We start from the raw sequence: 17,173 nt of genomic DNA, 5'->3' as shown, positions 1-17,173 counted from the left end.
GTGCTCCTCCGATTCTTGAGAAGGCGGGAACGCGCCGGGTTCAGCGGGACGCGGTGAGGTCGAATCCGAGGTAGGCGGCGGCGTCCTCGGGATTGGCGAACATGATCGTCCGGTCGTCCTCGTGGATCATGCGGCCGTAGTGGGTCGACATGTTCTCCTCGAGCGCGGCGGCGTCGAAGAAGCCCTCCTCCTCGCCCAAGGCCTCGGAGAGCTCGGCGTAGTCGAAGTCCATCCGGTGGATCGCGTCCACCCGGATCATCGACGGCAGCGGCAGGATCGTGACGCCCGGCTTCGTCGCCATGACCTCGGCGATGACCTTGCCGACCTGGTTGTTCATCAGCGTGACGCCGCACTTGTTCGACGACGTGCTGTCGGACTTGAACGGGCTCTCGGCGGTCGTGAAGACGCTCACTGGGTCAGCTCCTTGGGGGTCTGCAGGCGGAGGTCGGACAGGATTCCGGCGAAGCGGTTCTTGGCCCGGTCGAGTCCGTCCTCGAACCGCGGCGGCTTGGCGTCGGGCTGGGACCACAGCGGCTGCAGCTTCCGGGCCGCGGTGATGCACCGGGGCGTCCACTCGGAGAGCCACCGGTCCAGGACGGCCACGTTGTGGTCGGCGAACTCCCGGTCGTCGGTGAGCAGCTCGAACATCGCCCGCGTGTAGCGCAGGTCCCGCTCGGCGTAGTCGTGCTCACCGGCGCCGACGACGGTCGGCGTCACGAAGTCGCCGTTGCCGGGCGCGGCCTGCTGCACGAGGTGGCTGCGGAACAGCTCGCCGACGAGGGGTTCGAAGACGACGTTGGCGACGAAGACCGCCTCGGCCCAGTCGTCGATGGTGGTCATCGCCTCGGCCACCTCGCGCACGCCCTGCCAGGCCGGGTCGGAGTTCCAGGTGGCCACGTGGGCGGTGCCGTCGAAGCCCTCGATCTCCTCGCTGAGCGTGAGGTTGTAGAGCGCCAGGTCCTGGGCGAACCGGATGCGGTGCATGCTGTTCACCGAGATCGCGTTGTTGTGCATGTTGGTCGGTGCGCGGCGCTGCGCGTTCGCGAAGACGTACAGCCCCAGGCCGTGCTCGACGTGCATCCAGGCGCCGACGTTGCGCTCGACGAAGGTGACCCAGTTCGGGGTCCACTGCTCGAACGCCTTGGTCTCGCGGGCGGTCTCGACGTTCTGGTTGATCTGCCGGACGACGTTGCTGTTGTACCGGTAGAAGGTGAGCTCCCACTCCTCGTTGGGGTCGCGGAACTCGTGCCAGCCGTGGGCCGGCCAGTCGTAGCCCTTGCCGCCCGAACCGGGGAAGCGCTCGGGCACGGGGCGGTCACTGCCCCAGGCCTTGAGCTCGGTCCACTCCAGCGGGTAGCCGCCCCGCCCGTCGGAGAACCCGTACAGCCAGCCCTGGCTCAGGTAGTGCCGCGGGTCGGGCTGCACCTCGACGGTGACGTCCTCGTAGTGCGACTGCCGCCGCTTGGCCGGCGTGAAGTAGTTGTACCGGCGGGCGTTGGAATCGGGGAACTCCTGCGCCCCGGCCTCGGCGTCGGTGAAGGCGGGGTGGGGGGCACTGCGCTCCGCGGTGGTGGTCATCGTCGGATCTCCCTCTGGTTCTGTCCGGGGCTGGGTCAGGACGGGCCCGCGCTCGTGGGTCAGGGCGTGCCGGTGGTCGTGAACTTGTCGTAGTAGATGCGCTTGTCAGGGGCGCCGAGGGCGGCCAGCACCTCCATCGCCGCCTCGACCATCGGGGGCGGACCGCAGACGTAGCAGTCGGCTTCGGACAGGTCGGTCTCGTGCGCCTTCACCACGTCGGTGATCAGGCCGACCTCGCCGTCCCACGGGCCGTCGTCGGCGTCCGGCTCGGAGAGCGCCGGCACGAACCGGAAGTTCGGCAGCGCCTCCTCCAGGGCGCGGAGCTCCTTCTCGAAGCACAGGTCCCGTTTGCGCCGGGCGCCGTAGTAGTAGGTCGCCGTGCGGGTGCTCCCCCGCTCGGCGAGCGACCGGAGGACCGAGAGGATGGGCGCCATCCCGGCACCCCCACCGACGAACACCAGGTCGGACTCCCGGCCCTCGCGCAGGGTGAAGACCCCGAACGGGCCGACCACCTGGAGCCGGTCCCCCACCGCGAGCTCGCGGTCGAGGAAGGTGGAGAACAACCCGTCGGGATAGACCCGGATGACGAACTCGAGCCGGCCGCCGCCGGCGGTCGGGGTGCAGGCGACGGAGAACGACCGGCTCTCCTCGGTCCCCGGGACGGTGATGTCGAAGTACTGCCCGGGGAAGTACGCCACCGTCTCCGGCTCCACCAGCTGGAGGACGAGGTGCCGCATGTCGTGGGTGACGGGTTCCTTCGACGTCACCTGGGCCACGGCGTGCTGGATGGGCAGGCCGGAACGGATCATCTCCTCGTCGTAGTTGAGCAGCTCGATCCGCACGTCCTCGTAGACGTGCGCCCGGCACAGGAGGGTGAAGCCCTCCTCGCGCTCGAAGTCGGGCAGCGCGAAGGTGGAGTAGCGCTCCAGCTCGATGTCGTCGCCGTCGAGGACGAAGGACTTGCAGGCCGCGCACTGGCCCTCCTTGCAGCCGTGCATGAGCATCAGCCCCTGCTCGGCCGCCGCGCGCAGCACGGTCTGCGTCTCGTCGACCTCGATCTCGATGCCGACCGGCTCGAACCGCACGACATGTCTGCTGTCGCTCATGGCTCCCTTCCGCACTGCGTCGGGGGACGGCAGGACGGAGGCCCGACGGGCACGTCGGACCTCCGTCCGGAACCGGTCGATCAGGCCGCGGGCGCCGGCCGTCCGGCGGGTCCCTGCCGCACGTAGTCGGCGTGGAAGGCCGCCTGCTGCTCCGGGGTCATCTCGTTGAGCAGCACGTTCGGGCTCTGCAGCGGCGGGCAGCGGCGCAGGTGGTCCAGCGTCCACATCTTCTTGGGATCGAGGTCCAGATGCGGCTGGGCGACCAGCGTCTTGCCGTCGTCGCGGACGTACCCCATGTCGGAGACGACGTCGGCCCAGTTCCAGCCGTGGTACAGCGTCTCCCACTCCCGCTTGCCGATGAGCTGACCCATGTTGGGCGTCTCGCGCCCCTGGTAGGTCGGCCGGAACGCGACCGTGTCGGTCCAGCGGCACGCCTCGTGGCAGTAGGTCCGCATCTGCCCGTCGACCTCGGCCATGACCATGTCCTCACGGACCAGGCAGGGCACCATGCAGGTCCAGCAGCGCGCCGGGTAGACGTAGTCGACGTCCTCGAGGGCGATCGGGTTGTGCCCGTTCGCCACCGACAGCCGGGCGTAGTTCTCCCACCAGGCGCCGTACTTGCTGTACCAGCCCGGGTACTTGTGCTCGAACCACTCGAAGTCCTCGTCGGTCATCGGGTCGATGCGCCAGTAGTTGGCCAGCCAGCCGGTGGCGAAGAACTGCGCCACCTCGTGCACGTAGCCCTCGTTCCAGATCTGGTTCCAGGACTCCTCGATGAGGTCGTGCGGGATGACCAGGCCGTACTTCTCCAGCGGGACGAGGTAGCTGCGGTAGTAGTCGTCGTAGATCCACCGGCGCCACATCTCGGCGTAGCTCTCGCGGTCCTTGCGGCGGTCCTTCGTGCCGTACTCGATGAAGGTGCCGATCGCGGCGTCGACGACGCGGTGGTTGTTCCACCACGCGTAGCGCAGGTCGCGCTCGAGCAGCTGGTGGTTGCCCTCGTCCGAGAGCGCCATCAGCAGGGTGGCGTAGCCGTTGCTGATGTGCCGCGACTCGTCGGACTGGACCGAGTGGAAGACGGTGGGGAGCAGGTAGTCGCCGTTGGCGGCCGCCTCGGCCGGCATCGCGACGAACAGCGTGTTGGTGAACGCGGTCTCGGCGACGATCGTGAGGTAGATGCTCGCCGCGGTGATGGCGTCACCGGTGATGAAGCCCTCGGCGAACTGCCGGCCGATGGTGCCGCAGTAGTCGTTCTGGAAGTTGCGCAGACTGCTGTTGAAGCCGGCCGGGTCGATGTAGTTGTTCATGTACAGGCGCTTGAGGTTCTGCTGGATCGTCGAGTGCCGGACCTCGTCGATCATCTGGATCGCCTGGCCGTTGTGCAGCTCCGGGTTCGGGACCGTGTTGAACAGCAACGGCATCGCGCGGGCGGCGGAGATCTCCGGCAGCGGGATGATGCTCAGGAAGAGCTTCTGCCACTCGAGCCAGCGCGGCTGGACCTGGCGGAACATGTTGCCGCGGATGGCCCCGTCGGACGCCCCGTAGACGCGGTTGTCCTTCTCCTCCTGCATCGGGAAGTAGGACCGCAGCACCTGCTTGAGCGGGTCCTTCTTCTTCGCCTTCTGGAAGGTGTAGTCGGTTCCGTACTGGGACACCGGCGAGTGGTACAGGGGGTCCCACGCCAGCTCCTGGATCTTCTCGTGGGCTTTGGCCACGCTCTGACGGCTCATCGAAACTCTCCTCGAGTCGGCTCGTCGGTCCTCCGTGATCCCACTCCCGGAGGGCTGGAGCGCACGTCTCACTACGAGACAGTCGAGGGCTCAGTCGTCGTCGTCGTCGTCGAAGGCGGTGCGGATCTCGGCCAGGCGCTCGTGCACCTGCTGCCGGACCGCACGGTTGCCCTCGGCGGAGGGCTGGATCCCCAGCGCGGTCAGCAGCGCGCGCGCCGGGACGCCCGGATCACCGCCGTCACCGAGGACGGGGTGCAGCCCCTGCTCGGCCAGATGGCCGAAGACGAGGTTCACGATCGTCCACGGGTTGTAGGTCTCGGCCTGCCCGGCGTCGTCCACGGTCGCCCCCCTCCGGGATGCCCTCCCGCCGGTCTATCCCCCGGGCGGACGCCGTGGCGATCTCACTATGAGACAGCGGCCGGACGCCGCCCCCTCTCCGGGCCTTCCGCCTCTAGGCTGGCGGCGCTTCCGGTCGTCGGCGGTCCGCACCCCGCCGCCGATCCTTCGAACTGTCGAGAGCACGGCGCGACGAAGGCGAGGCGCCATGACCCGAGCCCGTGGCGCCGACGACGACGTCCAGCCGGATGCGCACGGCCTGGCGGACACCAGGATCCGCTTCCTCACCGCCGAGGAGCCCCGGCCGCCGGAGGTGCGGCCGCCGATCCTCGCCTCGTGGCGCCGCTCGCGGTCGCTGAAGGTCGCCGCGGACCGGATCGAGCTCCCCTACGAGCGGGATCCCGATCTGGACACCCCGCTCTCCCGCAGTGCCGACCAGATCCTGCACCGGCTGCACGAGCAGATGTCCGGCCAGCCGATCAGCATCGTGCTCACCGACCCCACGGGGCTGGTGCTCAGCCGGCGCACCGGCGATTCCGGACTGGAACGGCACCTGGACGGCGTCCTGCTCGCCCCCGGGTTCAACTACGCCGAGCAGTTCGTCGGCACCAACGGCATCGGGACCGCGCTCGAGGCCGGCTCGGCGACGCAGGTCTTCGGGCACGAGCACTACGCCGAGAACCTGGAGGACCTGGCCTGCGCCGGGGCCCCCATCCACGACCCGATCTCCGGCCGGCTGGTCGGGCTGGTCGACCTGACCTGCTGGCGCAGGGACGCCGAGACCCTGCTGCTGACACTGGCGAAGAACACGGCCGACCAGATCCAGCACGCACTGCTCGTGCACTCGGAGATGCGGGAGTTCGCCGTGCTCCAGGCCTACCGGCAGACCTGCCGGCGGACCAGCGGCATCGTGTTCGCGGTCTCGCCGGACGCCGTGACGATGAACGACCACGCACGCGCCGAGCTGCAGCCCTCCGACCAGGCGGCCCTGCTCGCCCAGGCCGTCGAGACCGGCGGGACCCTGCCCGCGGGCCGTCGGCGCTCGGTCGAGATCCAGCTGCCGACCGGTGCGCCGGCCCGGATGTACTGCCAGCAGGTCGACGCCGACTCCGAGCTGGCCGGCCTGGTGGTCCACGTCAAGATCGGCAAGCGGGCGTCCGGCTCCCCCGGGCGGTCCGCGTCTCCCGGCCGGATGCTGCTGCCCGGGCTGGTCGGTGCGGCGCCGTCCTGGCAGCGCGCGTGCCGCGAGGTGGAGGCCGCCGCGACCACGGGGACGTGGCTCGCGCTCCAGGGCGAGCCGGGCGTGGGCAAGTCGGCGCTGCTGCGCGCGGTGCAGCTGCGACGGCGGCTCCCGGGGCGGCACACCGTGCTCGACGCCGAGCACGCCCGCGTCGACCCGACGTGGACGGCGACGCTCCGGCAGTCGCTGGTCGGCGACGCGATGGTGGTCATCGCGCACCTGGACGCGCTGGACGCGGGCGAGGTCCGGTCGGTGACGGCCGCCCTGCAGGAGGCGCGCCGGGCACCGGAGGCCGATCGTCCCCAGGTTGCGGTGACCGTGCGGCCCGGGGCGGACCGGGTGCAGCTGGCCCCCCTGCTGTCCTACTTCCCGACCTCGGTGCCGGTCCCTCCGTTGCGGCTCCGGCTGGACGACCTCGCGACCCTGGTCCGCTTCTTCCTCTCCAAGGTCGGTTCGCCCGGGCAGCAGCTGTCCTGCTCCCCCGAGGCCATGCGGCTGCTCATGCGGCACTCCTGGCCGGGGAACGTGCAGGAGCTGCAGACGCTCCTGCACCAGGTGGTCCAGCACCGGCGCAGCGGCTCGATCGAGGCACGCGACCTGCCCCCGGGCCTGCACTCGACCAGCCGCCGCGTGCTCTCCGCACTGGAGTCCATGGAACGCGACGCGATCGTGCGGAGCCTCGCCGACACCAACGGCAACAAGGTGCAGGCGGCCCGCTCGCTCGGCATGTCCCGGGCGACGATCTACCGCAAGATCCACGAGTTCGGGATCATCACCCCGACCTGAGCCCGCGACCGGTCGGGCGGGGAGCGCTCAGCCGAGCAGGAGAGCACCCTCGGCGCACAGCACGCCGGCCACCACGACACCGGAGGCCACGTAGACGTTCGCCGAGTTGGCCCGGATGCGGTCCACCCGCCGTCGTGCGCCCGCCGGGATGAGCAGCGGATCGACGTGCGCCACCACCTGGGTCCAGACCCAGTGCGTGAGCGCGACCAGGACGGCCAGCCCGAGCAGCGCTCCTCCGGTCTGCGTCACCGAGCACCTCCGGTCCTGGCCGCGGCGGACGGGGGCGCCCGCCTGCGGCCACGGTGGCGCCGGACCGGCGGGCGGTGGGTCTCACTTTGAGATTTCGCGTCGGCCGGCGGCGGGCGGTGGCGTCGCAGAGTGAGACGGCGCGGGAGGAACCCCGCGACCACCATGGCTGCCCGTACCCGCCTGCCGACCGCCGGAGGACCACGTGCGATGAGCGAGGAGACGACGTTCCGGTTGATCTACCGGAGCCGTATCAGGATCGCCCCCCAGCAGCGTCCGGCCGAGCTGGGGAAGCTCTTCACCACCGCCCGGTCGAACAACAAGCGCGCCGGGATCACCGGGGCCCTGCTGCTGTCCGACCAGCGGTTCGTGCAGACGCTCGAGGGGGACGAGGCGCGGGTGCGGTCGGTGTTCGCGACGATCGAGCGCGACTCCCGGCACGACGAGGTGTCGGTGCTCGAGGCGGGCCCCGTCGACGGGCGGGCGTTCCCGCACTGGGCGATGGCGCGCGTGTCCCAGGACGGTTCGGCGCCCGACACCTACCTGATCGCCCGCGAGGCGTCGGTCACGCCAGCCACCAGCCGCGGGACCTCCGAACGCCAGGAGGCCGTGCTGCAGGTGATGCGCCAGGCCGCACGGGGCCCGGCACCCGTCGTCTGACCGTCAGCGCCGGTCGGGGTGCACCCAGCCGATCGCCGGGGCGACGTGCTCGACGACGGTCTGCAGCAGCCGGGCGTTGTACTCGACGCCGAGCATGTTGGGCACCGTGAGCAGCAGGGTGTCGGCCTCGCGGACGGCGGCGTCCTTGGCCAGGTCCTCGGCGAGCCGGTCGGGCTCCCCGACGTAGCTCTTGCCGAACCGCGCGCGCACGCCCTCGAGGATGCCGATCTGGTCCTCGCCGGGGTCGCCGCCGAAGTACTGGCGGTCGAGGTCGCTGACGATCGGCAGGACGCTGCGGCTCACCGACACCCGTGGCTCGCGCTCCCACCCCGACTCGCGCCAGGCCTGGCGGAACCGCGCGATCTGCTCGGCCTGGAGCTCGTCGAAGGGCACGCCGGTGTCCTCGACCAGGAGCGTGGAGCTCATCAGGTTCATGCCCTGCCCCGCGGTCCACTCCGCCGTGGCCCGGGTGCCCGATCCCCACCAGATGCGGTCGGCCAGGCCGGGTGACTGCGGCTGGACGGACAGCCGCCCGGGGCGCCCGCCGGTCATCGCCGGGTCGGCGTCGACGACCGGCTCGCCGGAGATCGCCGCCAGGAACAGCCCGGTCTTCTGCCGGGCCAGCTCGGCGTCGTCGCTGCCGGGGGCCGGCACGTACCCGAAGGCCTCCGAGCCGCGCAGCGCCGTCTCCGGTGATCCCCGGCTGACGCCGAGCTGCAGCCGGCCGCCGCTGATCAGGTCGGCCGCGGCGGCCTCCTCCGCCATGTACAGCGGGTTCTCGTAGCGCATGTCGATGATCCCGGTGCCCAGCTCGATGCGGGACGTGCGCGCGGCCATCGCCGACAGCAGCGGGAAGGGCGAGGCGAGCTGGCGGGCGAAGTGGTGCACCCGCACGTAGGCACCGTCCAGGCCGATCTCCTCGGCCGCCTCGGCGAGCTCGACGGTCTGGAGCAGCGCGTCCCGGCCGGTCCGCACCTGCGAGCCGGGGATGGGCTGCCAGTGCCCGAAGTTCAGGAAGCCGATCTTCTTGTCCACGCAGCACCCAGCGCCGCCGCCGCGCGCCGTGTTCCCGGGATGACCCGGGCCCGGGGCGGCGTTGCGCCCGGCAGCGACCGCAGCGGGCGGTCCGACGGGAGGAGATCCCCATGCGCGCCACCGTCAACGGCACCGTCGTCGCCGAGGCCCCGGAGTCCGAGCTCGTCCGGATCGAGGGCAACTGGTACTTCCCGCCGTCGGCCGTGGTCGAGGGGGCGCTCACCCGGAGCGCGACCCCCTACACCTGCCCGTGGAAGGGCGACGCCCAGTACTGGGACGTCGTCACCCCGTCCGGGACGACGTCCGACGGCGCCTGGAGCTACCCCGACCTCAAGCCGTCGGCCGTGGAGCGGGTGGGCACCGACTTCGCCGGCTACGTCGCCTTCTCCCCCGGGGTGACCATCGGCGAGTGACGCCCGGACGCCCAGGGCGGACCCCATGGGCGTGACCTGCCGGGTCCGACGGGCTCTCGTGGGCAGATCCCGCCAGGTCCCGTCGGCGTCTTACGCAGGGTGACGGCACGATCACGACTCTCCGTGGACGAGTTCCGTCATTTCTCGCCTCCGATGCGTAACCCTGACCCGGTGAGCCTTCCCGCCCCCGAGTCGCCGTGGCAGCCCGACAGCCCGCCCACCGCGGCGGCCCGGCAGCGGATGCGGGCGATCGACACGCTGCTCGCCGATCGCGGCCAGCTGTTCCAGGCGCTCTTCCTCTCCGCCCCGATCGCCAAGGCGCTGGTCGACCTGGACGGCCACGTGCTGGTCGCGAACCCGGTCATGTGCGCGCTCACCGGCCGCAGCGCCGACGAGCTGGCCGGCCGGCACGTCGACCTGCTGGCCCACCCCGACGACCCGCCGGTCGGCGACCTCGGCCTGGAGCCCGCCCCCGGCGAGCCCGCCCTCGACCCGAGCCTCCTGCTCGACGGCGAGCGCCGCCTGCGCCGCTCCGACGGCACGGAGCTCTGGGTCGTGCAGGCCCACGAGATCGTCCGGCACAACAACGGCGCCCCGCAGTTCGTGGTGCTCTCGCTGGTCGACGTCACCGACCGCCGCCGGGCCGAGGACGACCTGGTCCGCCGCGCGTTCACCGACCCGCTCACCGGCCTGCCCAACCGCCGCGCGCTCACCGACCGGCTGCGGCACGCCGTCGCGCTGTCCCGCCGCCGCGGCCTGCAGGTCGGGCTGGTGCACCTCAACATCGACCGGTTCCGCGCGGTGAACGACGCCCTCGGCCACGAGGCCGGCGACATGCTGCTGAGCCAGGTCGCCGACCGGCTCCGGTGGAGCACCCGCGTGGAGGACACCGCCGTGCGGCTCGGTGCCGACGAGTTCCTCGTCGTCGCCGAGGACGTCGAGGACCTGGAGGGCCTGCGCGCCCTGGCCGAGCGCCTGCTCAGCGTGCTCGACGAGCCGTTCGTGGTGCTCGACCGCGAGATCACGCTGTCGGCCAGCGTCGGGCTCACGCTCGGCTCCGACATGACCCCCGACGACCTGCTGCGCCAGGCGCAGAGCGCGCTGAACCGGGCCAAGGTCGATGGCAGCCGGGCCCGCGTCGAGGTGCACGAGGGTGCGCTGAGCGACAGCGACGTCGACGCGCTGCAGCTCGAGGTCGACCTCCGGCACGCGCTCGACAACGACGAGCTGCGGCTGTTCTACCAGCCGATCGTGCACCTGGCCGACGAGTCGCTGCTGGGCTACGAGGCGCTCATCCGCTGGCAGCACCCGACCCGCGGGCTGCTCCCCCCGGGCGCCTTCCTGGACGCCGCGGAGAACAACCGGCTCACCTCCAAGCTGGGCGCCTGGGTGCTCCGGCGGGCCTGCAACGACGCCGCCACCTGGCCCGACGAGCTGCGCGTCCACGTCAACGTCTCCGCCCGACACCTCGCCGAGGACGGGTTCAGCGAGCTGGTCGCCGCCGCGCTCGAGGAGTCCGGCCTCGACCCGTCGCGGCTGGAGCTGGAGATCACCGAGTCGACGGCGCTGTTCGCCGCCGAGGCCACGCTGCACTCCGTCGCCGTCGTCACCGACCAGGGCGTGACCCTGGCCCTCGACGACTTCGGCACCGGCTACTCGGCCATCACCGCACTGCACCGGCTGCCCATCCACACGCTCAAGATCGACCGCTCCTTCGTCGCCGACGTCGTGGCCGAGCCCGCGACCGCCGCCCTCGTGCAGGGCCTGCTGCAGCTGGGGCGGGGCATGGGGCTCCAGGTGATCGCCGAGGGCATCGAGGACCTCGACCAGGCCGCCTGGCTCCTCGACCACGGCTGCGCGATGGCGCAGGGCTACGCGTTCGGCCGGCCCGCACCGCTGCCCAGCCCGGCCGACGTGCTCATCGGCGAGGTCACCGACACCCCGGCCGAGGACGTCGCCGGCCCACTCCTCCCCGACGCGCTGGAGATCCCGGTCGTCCCGCAGCCGCGCCCGGCGATGCCCGGTACGCCGCGGCGGGTCGTGCTCGCCACCGACGACACCGGCAAGTTCGGGCTCTTCGACCACCTCGCCGACGAGCCCGAGGACTCCTAGGCCGGGTCGCGCCCGGCCCGCGGCTGCTCTGCACCCCAGCGGCCGAGCGCGACGATCGACTCCCGGAGGGCGAGCCCGCGATCGGTCAGCGCGTAGGCCCGGGTGTTGTGCCGGAGGGGCAGCCGGGTCAGCACGCCGGCCTCCTCGAGCTCGCGGAGTCGGGTCGCGAGCACGTTGGTCGGCACTCCGAGGTCGCGCTGCAGGTCGCCGTAGCGCTGCGGGCCGTCGAGCAGCCGCTCCACGACGAGCAGTGCCCAGCGGGCTCCGACGACGCGGAGGGCGGCGGAGAGGTCGCTCACGCGGTCGGATCGGCGTCCGGCTTCATCCAGAACGGCGACCAGTGGTAGCCGTCGGGGTCGTCGAACTGGCGCTGGTACATGAAGGGGTAATCGTCGGTGTCCCCGATCCGCCCACCGGCGGCGCCGGCGCGGTCGACCAGCTGGTCGACCGCCTCGCGGCTGCCGAGGTCGAACGACACCGTGACCTTCGAGGGTGTGCCGGGCCCCCCGACCAGCTCCTCGGTGCCACCGACGCTCGCGTACATCTCGCGGCTGCCGAGCATGACGTACTGCTCCGGCGCGATCGCGAAGCACGAGACGTTGTGGTCGGACATCTCGGCGTTGAGGGTCCAGCCGAGGGCGGTGTAGAAGGCGGTCGCCCGCGCGACGTCCTCGACAGGGCAGGTGATGAAGAGGCTCACGGCGAGACACTTGCAAAATAGAAGTGCGCCGTCAAGGCCCAGCGGCGGCGAGGGAGGCGGACACCGCCGCGCCGTACCGGGGAGCGCACGCCCCCGTCGTCTGGTCGAATGAGGCCCGGCACCCGGAGCACCGTTCAGCACGTCACTCCGCTGTGCAGGGCCGACGCATCGGGCGTCGGGCCTGCACCCCACTGACGGGACGACCCGATGACGACCGTCTCCCTCCCTCCGACCCGTGCGCGCCGCCGGTGAGGGCCTACGACGCGGTCCACCACCCGCAGCCCCTCGTGCGCCGGCCGGTCGAGCTGCTGGACGGGGAGTGGGAGTTCACCGCCGACCGTGACGCGGCGATGGCGCTGGGCAGCGTGCCCTTCGCCGACCGCATCCGGGTGCCCTTCGCCCCCGAGACGCCGGCGAGCGGGCTGGCGCTGGACGGGCCGGTGCGCCGGGCCTGGTACCGCCGGCCCCTCCCGGCCGCCGCACCGGGCGTCCGGACGCTGCTGCACCTCGGCGCCGTGGACCGGATCGCCGACGTCTGGGTCGGCGGGCAGCACGTCGCCCGGCACGAGGGCGGCTGGACCCCCTGGTCGGTGGACGTCACCGACCAGCTCGGGGACACCGGTGCGGACCTGGTGGTGCGCGCCGAGGACGACGAGCGCGATCTCGACGCACCGCGCGGCAAGCAGGAGTGGCAGCAGGAGCCGCACGCGATCTGGTACCCGCGCACCACCGGCATCTGGCGCACGGTCTGGCTGGAGCAGGCCCCGGCCGTCCGCATCGAGGACGTCCGCTGGTCGGCCGAGCCACGGACGACCACCGTCACCGCGACCGTCCGGATGTCGCCGGACGCCGTCGGCTCCCGGCTGCGGATCCGGCTCTCCGCGGCCGGGCGGGTGCTGGTCGACGACGACGTCCTGGTCACCCGGCCCGAGATGACCCGGACCTTCGCCCTGGGGGACGGCGGTGTCGACGACCGCGTCGCACTGCTGTGGTGGCCGGACCGACCCGTGCTGGTCGACGGCGCGCTCGCGCTGGTCGACCCCCGCGGCCAGGTCGTCGACGAGGTGGACACCTACACCGCGCTGCGCAGCGTGCGCGTGGAGGACGGCCGGTTCCTGCTCAACGACCGCGCCGTCCGGACCCGGATGGTCCTGGACCAGGGGTACTGGCCGTCGACCGGGCTGACGCCGCCGGACGGCGACGCGCTGCGCCGCGACCTGGAGCTCACCCGGTCCCTGGGCTTCCACGGTGCGCGCAAGCACCAGAAGACGGAGGACCCGCGCTACCTCGCCTGGGCCGACCGGCTCGGGATGCTGGTGTGGGCCGAGATGCCGTCGGCCTACCGGCCCGGCGACGTCTCGGCGCGTCGGCTGCTGGCCGAGTGGGCCGACGTCGTCGTCGCCCACCGCGGCCATCCGAGCGTCGTGGCCTGGGTGCCGACGAACGAGTCGTGGGGTGCGCCGGAGGCCGAGCACGACCCGCGGCAGGCCGAGCTGGCGCACGCGCTCGCCGCCGTCGCCGGCGCCCTCGACGGCACCCGGCCGGTGTCGGCCAACGACGGGTGGGAGACCTCCGGCGGGCAGCTGCTGGGGGTGCACGACTACGAGCAGTCACCCGAGCGGCTGGCGGCCCGCTACGCCGACGCCGACGCCCTGTCGCGACGGCTGGCGGCACGGCGGTCCGACGGCCGGCTCGCCGACCTGGACCGGGCGCCGGCGGGCGGGCGTGCGGTCGTGCTGTCGGAGTTCGGCGGCATCTCGCTGGGTGCGCCGGACGAGCTGGTCACCGATCCGCTCGGCGCCACGAGCAGCACAGCGGCCTGGGGGTACGGCAACGCCGGGACGCCTGGAGAGCTGCTCGAGCGCTACCGGGCGATGTGGCGCGCCGTGCACGACTCGGAGGTGCTGGCCGGTGCCTGCTGGACGCAGCTGACCGACACCTACCAGGAGGTCAACGGTCTCCTGCGCGCCGACCGGACGCCCAAGGTCGACCCGGAGCTGCTCGCCGCCGCCACGCGCGGCCGCTAGGCGCGCGGCAACGCCAGGGGCACGGGCCGCTTCGGCGCGCGCCCGTCCCCCGAGGACGTCCCGCGCAGCCGCCGGCCGATCCACGGGCCCACGTGGCCGCGCACCCACGCGGCCTCCTCGGCGACCGCGACCCGGAACGCGCGCGCCGGCTGCGGCGGCAGCGGGATGCGCCACTCGTCGTCCCCGGCGGGCACCCCCAGCGCGCTCGCCGCGGCCAGCGCGATGCGCCGGTGCCCCTCGGGGGTGAGGTGGATGCGGTCGGTGTCCCACAGCCGTGCGTCCTGCAGCCAGCCGGCGCTCCACTGGTCGAGGACGGCGGCACCGGTGCGGGCGGCGACGGCCCAGATGCCGGCGTTGAAGACGGCGATCCGGGCCCGGGCCCGGCGCAGCAGCGGGGTGGCGCGGGGGTCGACGCCGGTGGCCAGCAGCACGTCGGCGCCGGCCTCGCGGAACCGGACGACGGCAGCCTCGAGGGTGGCGGCCAGCGCGTCGGGGTCGGCGCCGGGCCGCATGAGGTCGTTGCCGCCGGCGACCAGGCTGACCAGGTCCGGCCGCGCCTCCAGCGCCACGGGCACCTGCTCCTCGACCACCTGGCGCAGCAGCCGCCCGCGGATGGCGAGGTTGGCGTACTCGACGTCGTCGTCGGTGGCGGCGGCCAGGTGCCCGGCGAGCCGGTCGGCCCAGCCGCGGAACTCGTCGGGCCGCGCCGGGTCGGCGTCGTTCAGCCCCTCGGTGAAGGAGTCGCCGAGGGCGACGTAGCGGTGCCAGGGAGCGGAGGTGGGGACGAACTGCACGTCGCTCACTCCACCACGCCGGGCGGACGGCCCGGTTGTGCCCTCGGGCACACCCGCAGGTGAACGGCTCGTGAGAAGGCCGCGACGGTCGTGTTGCCGCCGGGCGGAGGCCGCGATCCACCGTCACGATGCCCGCATGCGCATCGACGTCGCCGCCTCGCTGTCCCTCTCCTCCCCCGCCCCGGCGACCGCGCTGCTGCAGGTGGCGGTGCCCGCTCCGCTGACCGAGCAGCTCACGGTGGATGCGGGCGGCACGTTCCTCGAGCCGGAGGAGTTCGAGGTCGACGGCGCCCGGGTGCACCGCCTCGAGCTCCCCGCCGGGCGGACCACGATCACCTACTCGGCCGCGGTGGAGGACGGCGGGGCGCCGCGCCCCGTCACCCCGGCCGACTGGGCGGTCGCGCTGCGGCCCAGCCGCTACTGCCCGTCGGACCAGCTCGAGGGCTTCGCGCACGCGGAGTTCGACGCGACGATGCCGCGGGCGCAGCTGGTGCCCGCCGTCGCCGACTGGGTGCACCGGCGGCTGACCTACACCTCGGGATCGAGCCGGCCGGTGGACACCGCCGTCGACACCCTGCTCGTGGGGCAGGGGGTGTGCCGCGACTACGCCCACCTGACCAACACGCTGCTGCGGGCGCTCGAGGTGCCCGCGCGGCTGGTCGCGGTCTACGCGCCCGGCCTGCAGCCGATGGACTTCCACGCGGTCGTGGAGGCCGACGTCGACGGCACCTGGTGCGTGGTCGACGCGACCCGGCTGGCCCCCACGCGCTCGCTGGTCCGCATCTGCGCGGGCCGGGACGCCGCCGACACCGCCTTCCTCACCACGCTCGGCGGCGTCGCGCGCTTCGAGGGCATGACCGTCACGGCGACCACCGCCGGCGAGCTGCCCGCCCCCGACGAGACCCCGTTCCCGCTCCCCTGACGTCGACCTGTCGACAGGTCGATCAGTCGCCGTCCCGCCAGGTCTCCAGCAGCCGCAGCCAGATCTCGCTCATGGTCGGGTAGGACGGGACGGCGTGCCACAGCCGGGAGATCGGCACCTCACCGACGACGGCGATCGTCGCGGCGTGCAGCAGCTCGGCCACGCCCGGGCCGACGAAGGTGACCCCGAGGAGCACCTCGCGCTCGGTGTCCACCACGGCGATCGCCGTCCCGGTGTAGCCGTCGGCGAACAGCGACGCCCCCGCCACGCTGCCGAGCGGGTACTCGACGACGCGGTGCGGCAGCCCGGCCTCGCGCGCCTGCGCCGCGGTGCGCCCCACGCTCGCGACCTGCGGCGTGGTGAACACGACCGAGGGGGTGGCGACGGCGTCCGCGGTGGCCGCGGTCGGTGACCACGCCGCGCCGTCAACCCGCTCGCCGCGGGCCCGGGCGACGATGGCCGCCGCGGCCTGCCGGGCCTGGTACTTGCCCATGTGCGTGAGCAGCTGGCGGCCGTTGACGTCGCCGACGCCGTAGAGCCAGGGCAGGCCTTCGACCTGCAGCGTGTCGTCGACGGTCAGGTACTCCCCCGGCTCCAGCCCGACGGTCTCCAGGCCGACGTCGCCGGTGCGCGCGGTCCGGCCGATCGCCACCAGCACCTCGTCGCCGCGGAACTCCTCGTCGCCCGCCGTCAGCACCACGTCGGTGCCCTCGCGCCGGGCGGCGGTGACGTCGGTGCCGAACCGGACGTCGACGCCGAGCGCGCGCAGCGCCTCGGTGACCGCCTCGCCGGCCTGGGGCTCGGCCCGGGGCAGCAGCCGGTCACCGCGCTGCAGCAGGGTGACCTGCGAGCCCAGCGCCTGCCACGCGGTCGCCATCTCGCAGCCGACGTAGCCGCCGCCGAGGATCAGCAGCCGCCCCGGGGGCTCCTTGGCGCTGGTCGCCTCGCGCGGACTCCACGGCGCGACGTCGGCCAGGCCGTCCACCGGCGGCAGCTTGGCCACCGACCCGGTGCACACGGCGACGGCGACGCGGGCGGTCAGCCGGGTCTCGTTCCCGTCGGCGTCGGTGACGACGACGGCGCGCTCGCCGGCCAGCCGCCCGGTGCCGCGCACCAGGTCGATGCCGGCGCCCTTCACCCAGTCGACCTGGCTCGAGTCGTCCCAGCCGTGGGTGAAGGAGTCGCGGCGGGCCAGGGTGGCGGCGACGTCCTGCTCCCCGGTCACCGCCTGCGTCGCGCCGTCGACGGCGCGCGCCTCGGTGAGCACCTCGGTGCCGCGCAGCAGCGCCTTGCTCGGCATGCAGGCCCAGTACGAGCACTCGCCGCCGACGAGCTCGCTCTCGACCAGCACCGCCGACAGCCCGCCCTTGACCACGACGTCGGCGACGTTCTCGCCGGTCGACCCCGCACCGAGGACGACGACGTCGAAGGCCTGCTCCTGCGCGCTGCTCATGACCCCATCCTGACCCGTGTGCTGGACTGGCGCCC

General features: G+C 73.0%; 17 protein-coding genes. 6 read left to right on the top strand and 11 right to left on the bottom strand.

Annotated features, from left to right (window positions below):
• Positions 1-40 precede the first annotated feature (40 nt).
• The 5 genes from mimD to DQ239_RS07550 all read right to left on the bottom strand — a co-directional run bounded on the left by mimD (position 41) and on the right by DQ239_RS07550 (position 4,753).
• Positions 41-412, bottom strand: coding sequence for a propane 2-monooxygenase effector subunit MimD (gene mimD / locus DQ239_RS07570; RefSeq protein WP_113833820.1), 372 nt, complete (start codon positions 410-412; stop codon positions 41-43).
• Complete coding sequence (locus DQ239_RS07565) at positions 409-1,578, bottom strand: toluene hydroxylase (RefSeq protein WP_113833819.1); 1,170 nt, start codon at positions 1,576-1,578, stop codon at positions 409-411. The genes mimD and DQ239_RS07565 overlap by 4 nt, the downstream gene beginning before the upstream one ends.
• 59 nt (positions 1,579-1,637) lie before the next feature.
• Positions 1,638-2,684 (bottom strand): 2Fe-2S iron-sulfur cluster binding domain-containing protein, encoded by a 1,047-nt coding sequence (locus DQ239_RS07560; RefSeq protein WP_113833818.1) that lies wholly within the window; start codon positions 2,682-2,684, stop codon positions 1,638-1,640.
• Positions 2,685-2,764: 80 nt separating this feature from the next.
• Positions 2,765-4,414 (bottom strand): methane monooxygenase, encoded by a 1,650-nt coding sequence (locus DQ239_RS07555; RefSeq protein WP_113833817.1) that lies wholly within the window; start codon positions 4,412-4,414, stop codon positions 2,765-2,767.
• Positions 4,415-4,504: 90 nt separating this feature from the next.
• The gene (locus DQ239_RS07550) at positions 4,505-4,753 is read right to left on the bottom strand and encodes a hypothetical protein (protein ID WP_113833816.1); all 249 of its coding nucleotides are present in this window, start codon (positions 4,751-4,753) and stop codon (positions 4,505-4,507) included.
• Between the two features lie 205 nt (positions 4,754-4,958).
• Here DQ239_RS07550 and DQ239_RS07545 point away from each other — a divergent pair, with 205 nt between their 5' ends.
• A complete protein-coding gene (locus DQ239_RS07545) occupies positions 4,959-6,776 on the top strand; it encodes a helix-turn-helix domain-containing protein (RefSeq protein ID WP_113833815.1) in 1,818 nt (605 codons plus the stop codon).
• Between the two features lie 27 nt (positions 6,777-6,803).
• Here DQ239_RS07545 and DQ239_RS07540 read toward each other — a convergent pair whose 3' ends face one another.
• Positions 6,804-7,025 (bottom strand): hypothetical protein, encoded by a 222-nt coding sequence (locus DQ239_RS07540; protein ID WP_113833814.1) that lies wholly within the window; start codon positions 7,023-7,025, stop codon positions 6,804-6,806.
• Positions 7,026-7,232: 207 nt separating this feature from the next.
• On the opposite strand from DQ239_RS07540, the gene DQ239_RS07535 reads away from it, so the two are divergent.
• Positions 7,233-7,682, top strand: coding sequence for a BLUF domain-containing protein (locus DQ239_RS07535; RefSeq protein ID WP_158544797.1), 450 nt, complete (start codon positions 7,233-7,235; stop codon positions 7,680-7,682).
• Positions 7,683-7,685: 3 nt separating this feature from the next.
• On the opposite strand, the gene DQ239_RS07530 is transcribed toward DQ239_RS07535, so the two are convergent.
• Positions 7,686-8,717 carry an LLM class flavin-dependent oxidoreductase gene (locus DQ239_RS07530; protein ID WP_113833812.1) on the bottom strand — a complete coding sequence of 344 codons (1,032 nt, stop codon included), beginning with the start codon at positions 8,715-8,717 and terminating at the stop codon, positions 7,686-7,688.
• Between the two features lie 110 nt (positions 8,718-8,827).
• Here DQ239_RS07530 and DQ239_RS07525 point away from each other — a divergent pair, with 110 nt between their 5' ends.
• Together DQ239_RS07525 and DQ239_RS07520 are read left to right on the top strand one after the other, a co-directional pair.
• A complete protein-coding gene (locus DQ239_RS07525; protein ID WP_113833811.1) occupies positions 8,828-9,130 on the top strand; it encodes a DUF427 domain-containing protein in 303 nt (100 codons plus the stop codon).
• 171 nt (positions 9,131-9,301) lie between these two features.
• A complete protein-coding gene (locus DQ239_RS07520) occupies positions 9,302-11,242 on the top strand; it encodes an EAL domain-containing protein (RefSeq protein ID WP_233488886.1) in 1,941 nt (646 codons plus the stop codon).
• Here the strand turns inward: DQ239_RS07520 and DQ239_RS07515 are convergent.
• Positions 11,239-11,541, bottom strand: coding sequence for a helix-turn-helix domain-containing protein (locus DQ239_RS07515; protein ID WP_113833810.1), 303 nt, complete (start codon positions 11,539-11,541; stop codon positions 11,239-11,241). The genes DQ239_RS07520 and DQ239_RS07515 overlap by 4 nt on opposite strands.
• Positions 11,538-11,942 (bottom strand): VOC family protein, encoded by a 405-nt coding sequence (locus DQ239_RS07510; RefSeq protein ID WP_113833809.1) that lies wholly within the window; start codon positions 11,940-11,942, stop codon positions 11,538-11,540. The genes DQ239_RS07515 and DQ239_RS07510 overlap by 4 nt, the downstream gene beginning before the upstream one ends.
• 248 nt (positions 11,943-12,190) lie before the next feature.
• On the opposite strand from DQ239_RS07510, the gene DQ239_RS07505 reads away from it, so the two are divergent.
• Positions 12,191-13,969, top strand: coding sequence for a glycoside hydrolase family 2 TIM barrel-domain containing protein (locus tag DQ239_RS07505; RefSeq protein ID WP_113833808.1), 1,779 nt, complete (start codon positions 12,191-12,193; stop codon positions 13,967-13,969).
• Here DQ239_RS07505 and DQ239_RS07500 read toward each other — a convergent pair.
• Positions 13,966-14,772: an SGNH/GDSL hydrolase family protein gene (locus DQ239_RS07500; RefSeq protein WP_233488885.1), complete on the bottom strand. Its 807-nt coding sequence runs from the start codon at positions 14,770-14,772 to the stop codon at positions 13,966-13,968. The genes DQ239_RS07505 and DQ239_RS07500 overlap by 4 nt on opposite strands.
• Before the next feature lie 127 nt (positions 14,773-14,899).
• Here DQ239_RS07500 and DQ239_RS07495 point away from each other — a divergent pair, with 127 nt between their 5' ends.
• Positions 14,900-15,685 (top strand): transglutaminase family protein, encoded by a 786-nt coding sequence (locus DQ239_RS07495; RefSeq protein ID WP_113833807.1) that lies wholly within the window; start codon positions 14,900-14,902, stop codon positions 15,683-15,685.
• 22 nt (positions 15,686-15,707) lie between these two features.
• Here the strand turns inward: DQ239_RS07495 and DQ239_RS07490 are convergent, their stop codons facing one another.
• Positions 15,708-17,138 carry an NAD(P)/FAD-dependent oxidoreductase gene (locus DQ239_RS07490; protein ID WP_113833806.1) on the bottom strand — a complete coding sequence of 477 codons (1,431 nt, stop codon included), beginning with the start codon at positions 17,136-17,138 and terminating at the stop codon, positions 15,708-15,710.
• Between the last annotated feature and the right edge of the window lie 35 nt (positions 17,139-17,173).

The organism is Blastococcus sp. TF02-09 (assembly GCF_003319105.1).
GTDB lineage: Bacteria > Actinomycetota > Actinomycetes > Mycobacteriales > Geodermatophilaceae > Blastococcus.
This window is presented reverse-complemented; position numbering and strand designations above follow the sequence as displayed.

Coding starts and splice junctions, on each gene's coding strand:
- DQ239_RS07545 (WP_113833815.1), top strand. CDS start 4,959: ATGACCCGAGCCCGTGGCGCCGACGACGACGTCCAGCCGGATGCGCAC.
- DQ239_RS07555 (WP_113833817.1), bottom strand. CDS start 4,414: ATGAGCCGTCAGAGCGTGGCCAAAGCCCACGAGAAGATCCAGGAGCTG.
- DQ239_RS07535 (WP_158544797.1), top strand. CDS start 7,233: ATGAGCGAGGAGACGACGTTCCGGTTGATCTACCGGAGCCGTATCAGG.
- DQ239_RS07525 (WP_113833811.1), top strand. CDS start 8,828: ATGCGCGCCACCGTCAACGGCACCGTCGTCGCCGAGGCCCCGGAGTCC.
- DQ239_RS07495 (WP_113833807.1), top strand. CDS start 14,900: ATGCGCATCGACGTCGCCGCCTCGCTGTCCCTCTCCTCCCCCGCCCCG.
- DQ239_RS07565 (WP_113833819.1), bottom strand. CDS start 1,578: ATGACCACCACCGCGGAGCGCAGTGCCCCCCACCCCGCCTTCACCGAC.
- DQ239_RS07490 (WP_113833806.1), bottom strand. CDS start 17,138: ATGAGCAGCGCGCAGGAGCAGGCCTTCGACGTCGTCGTCCTCGGTGCG.
- DQ239_RS07560 (WP_113833818.1), bottom strand. CDS start 2,684: ATGAGCGACAGCAGACATGTCGTGCGGTTCGAGCCGGTCGGCATCGAG.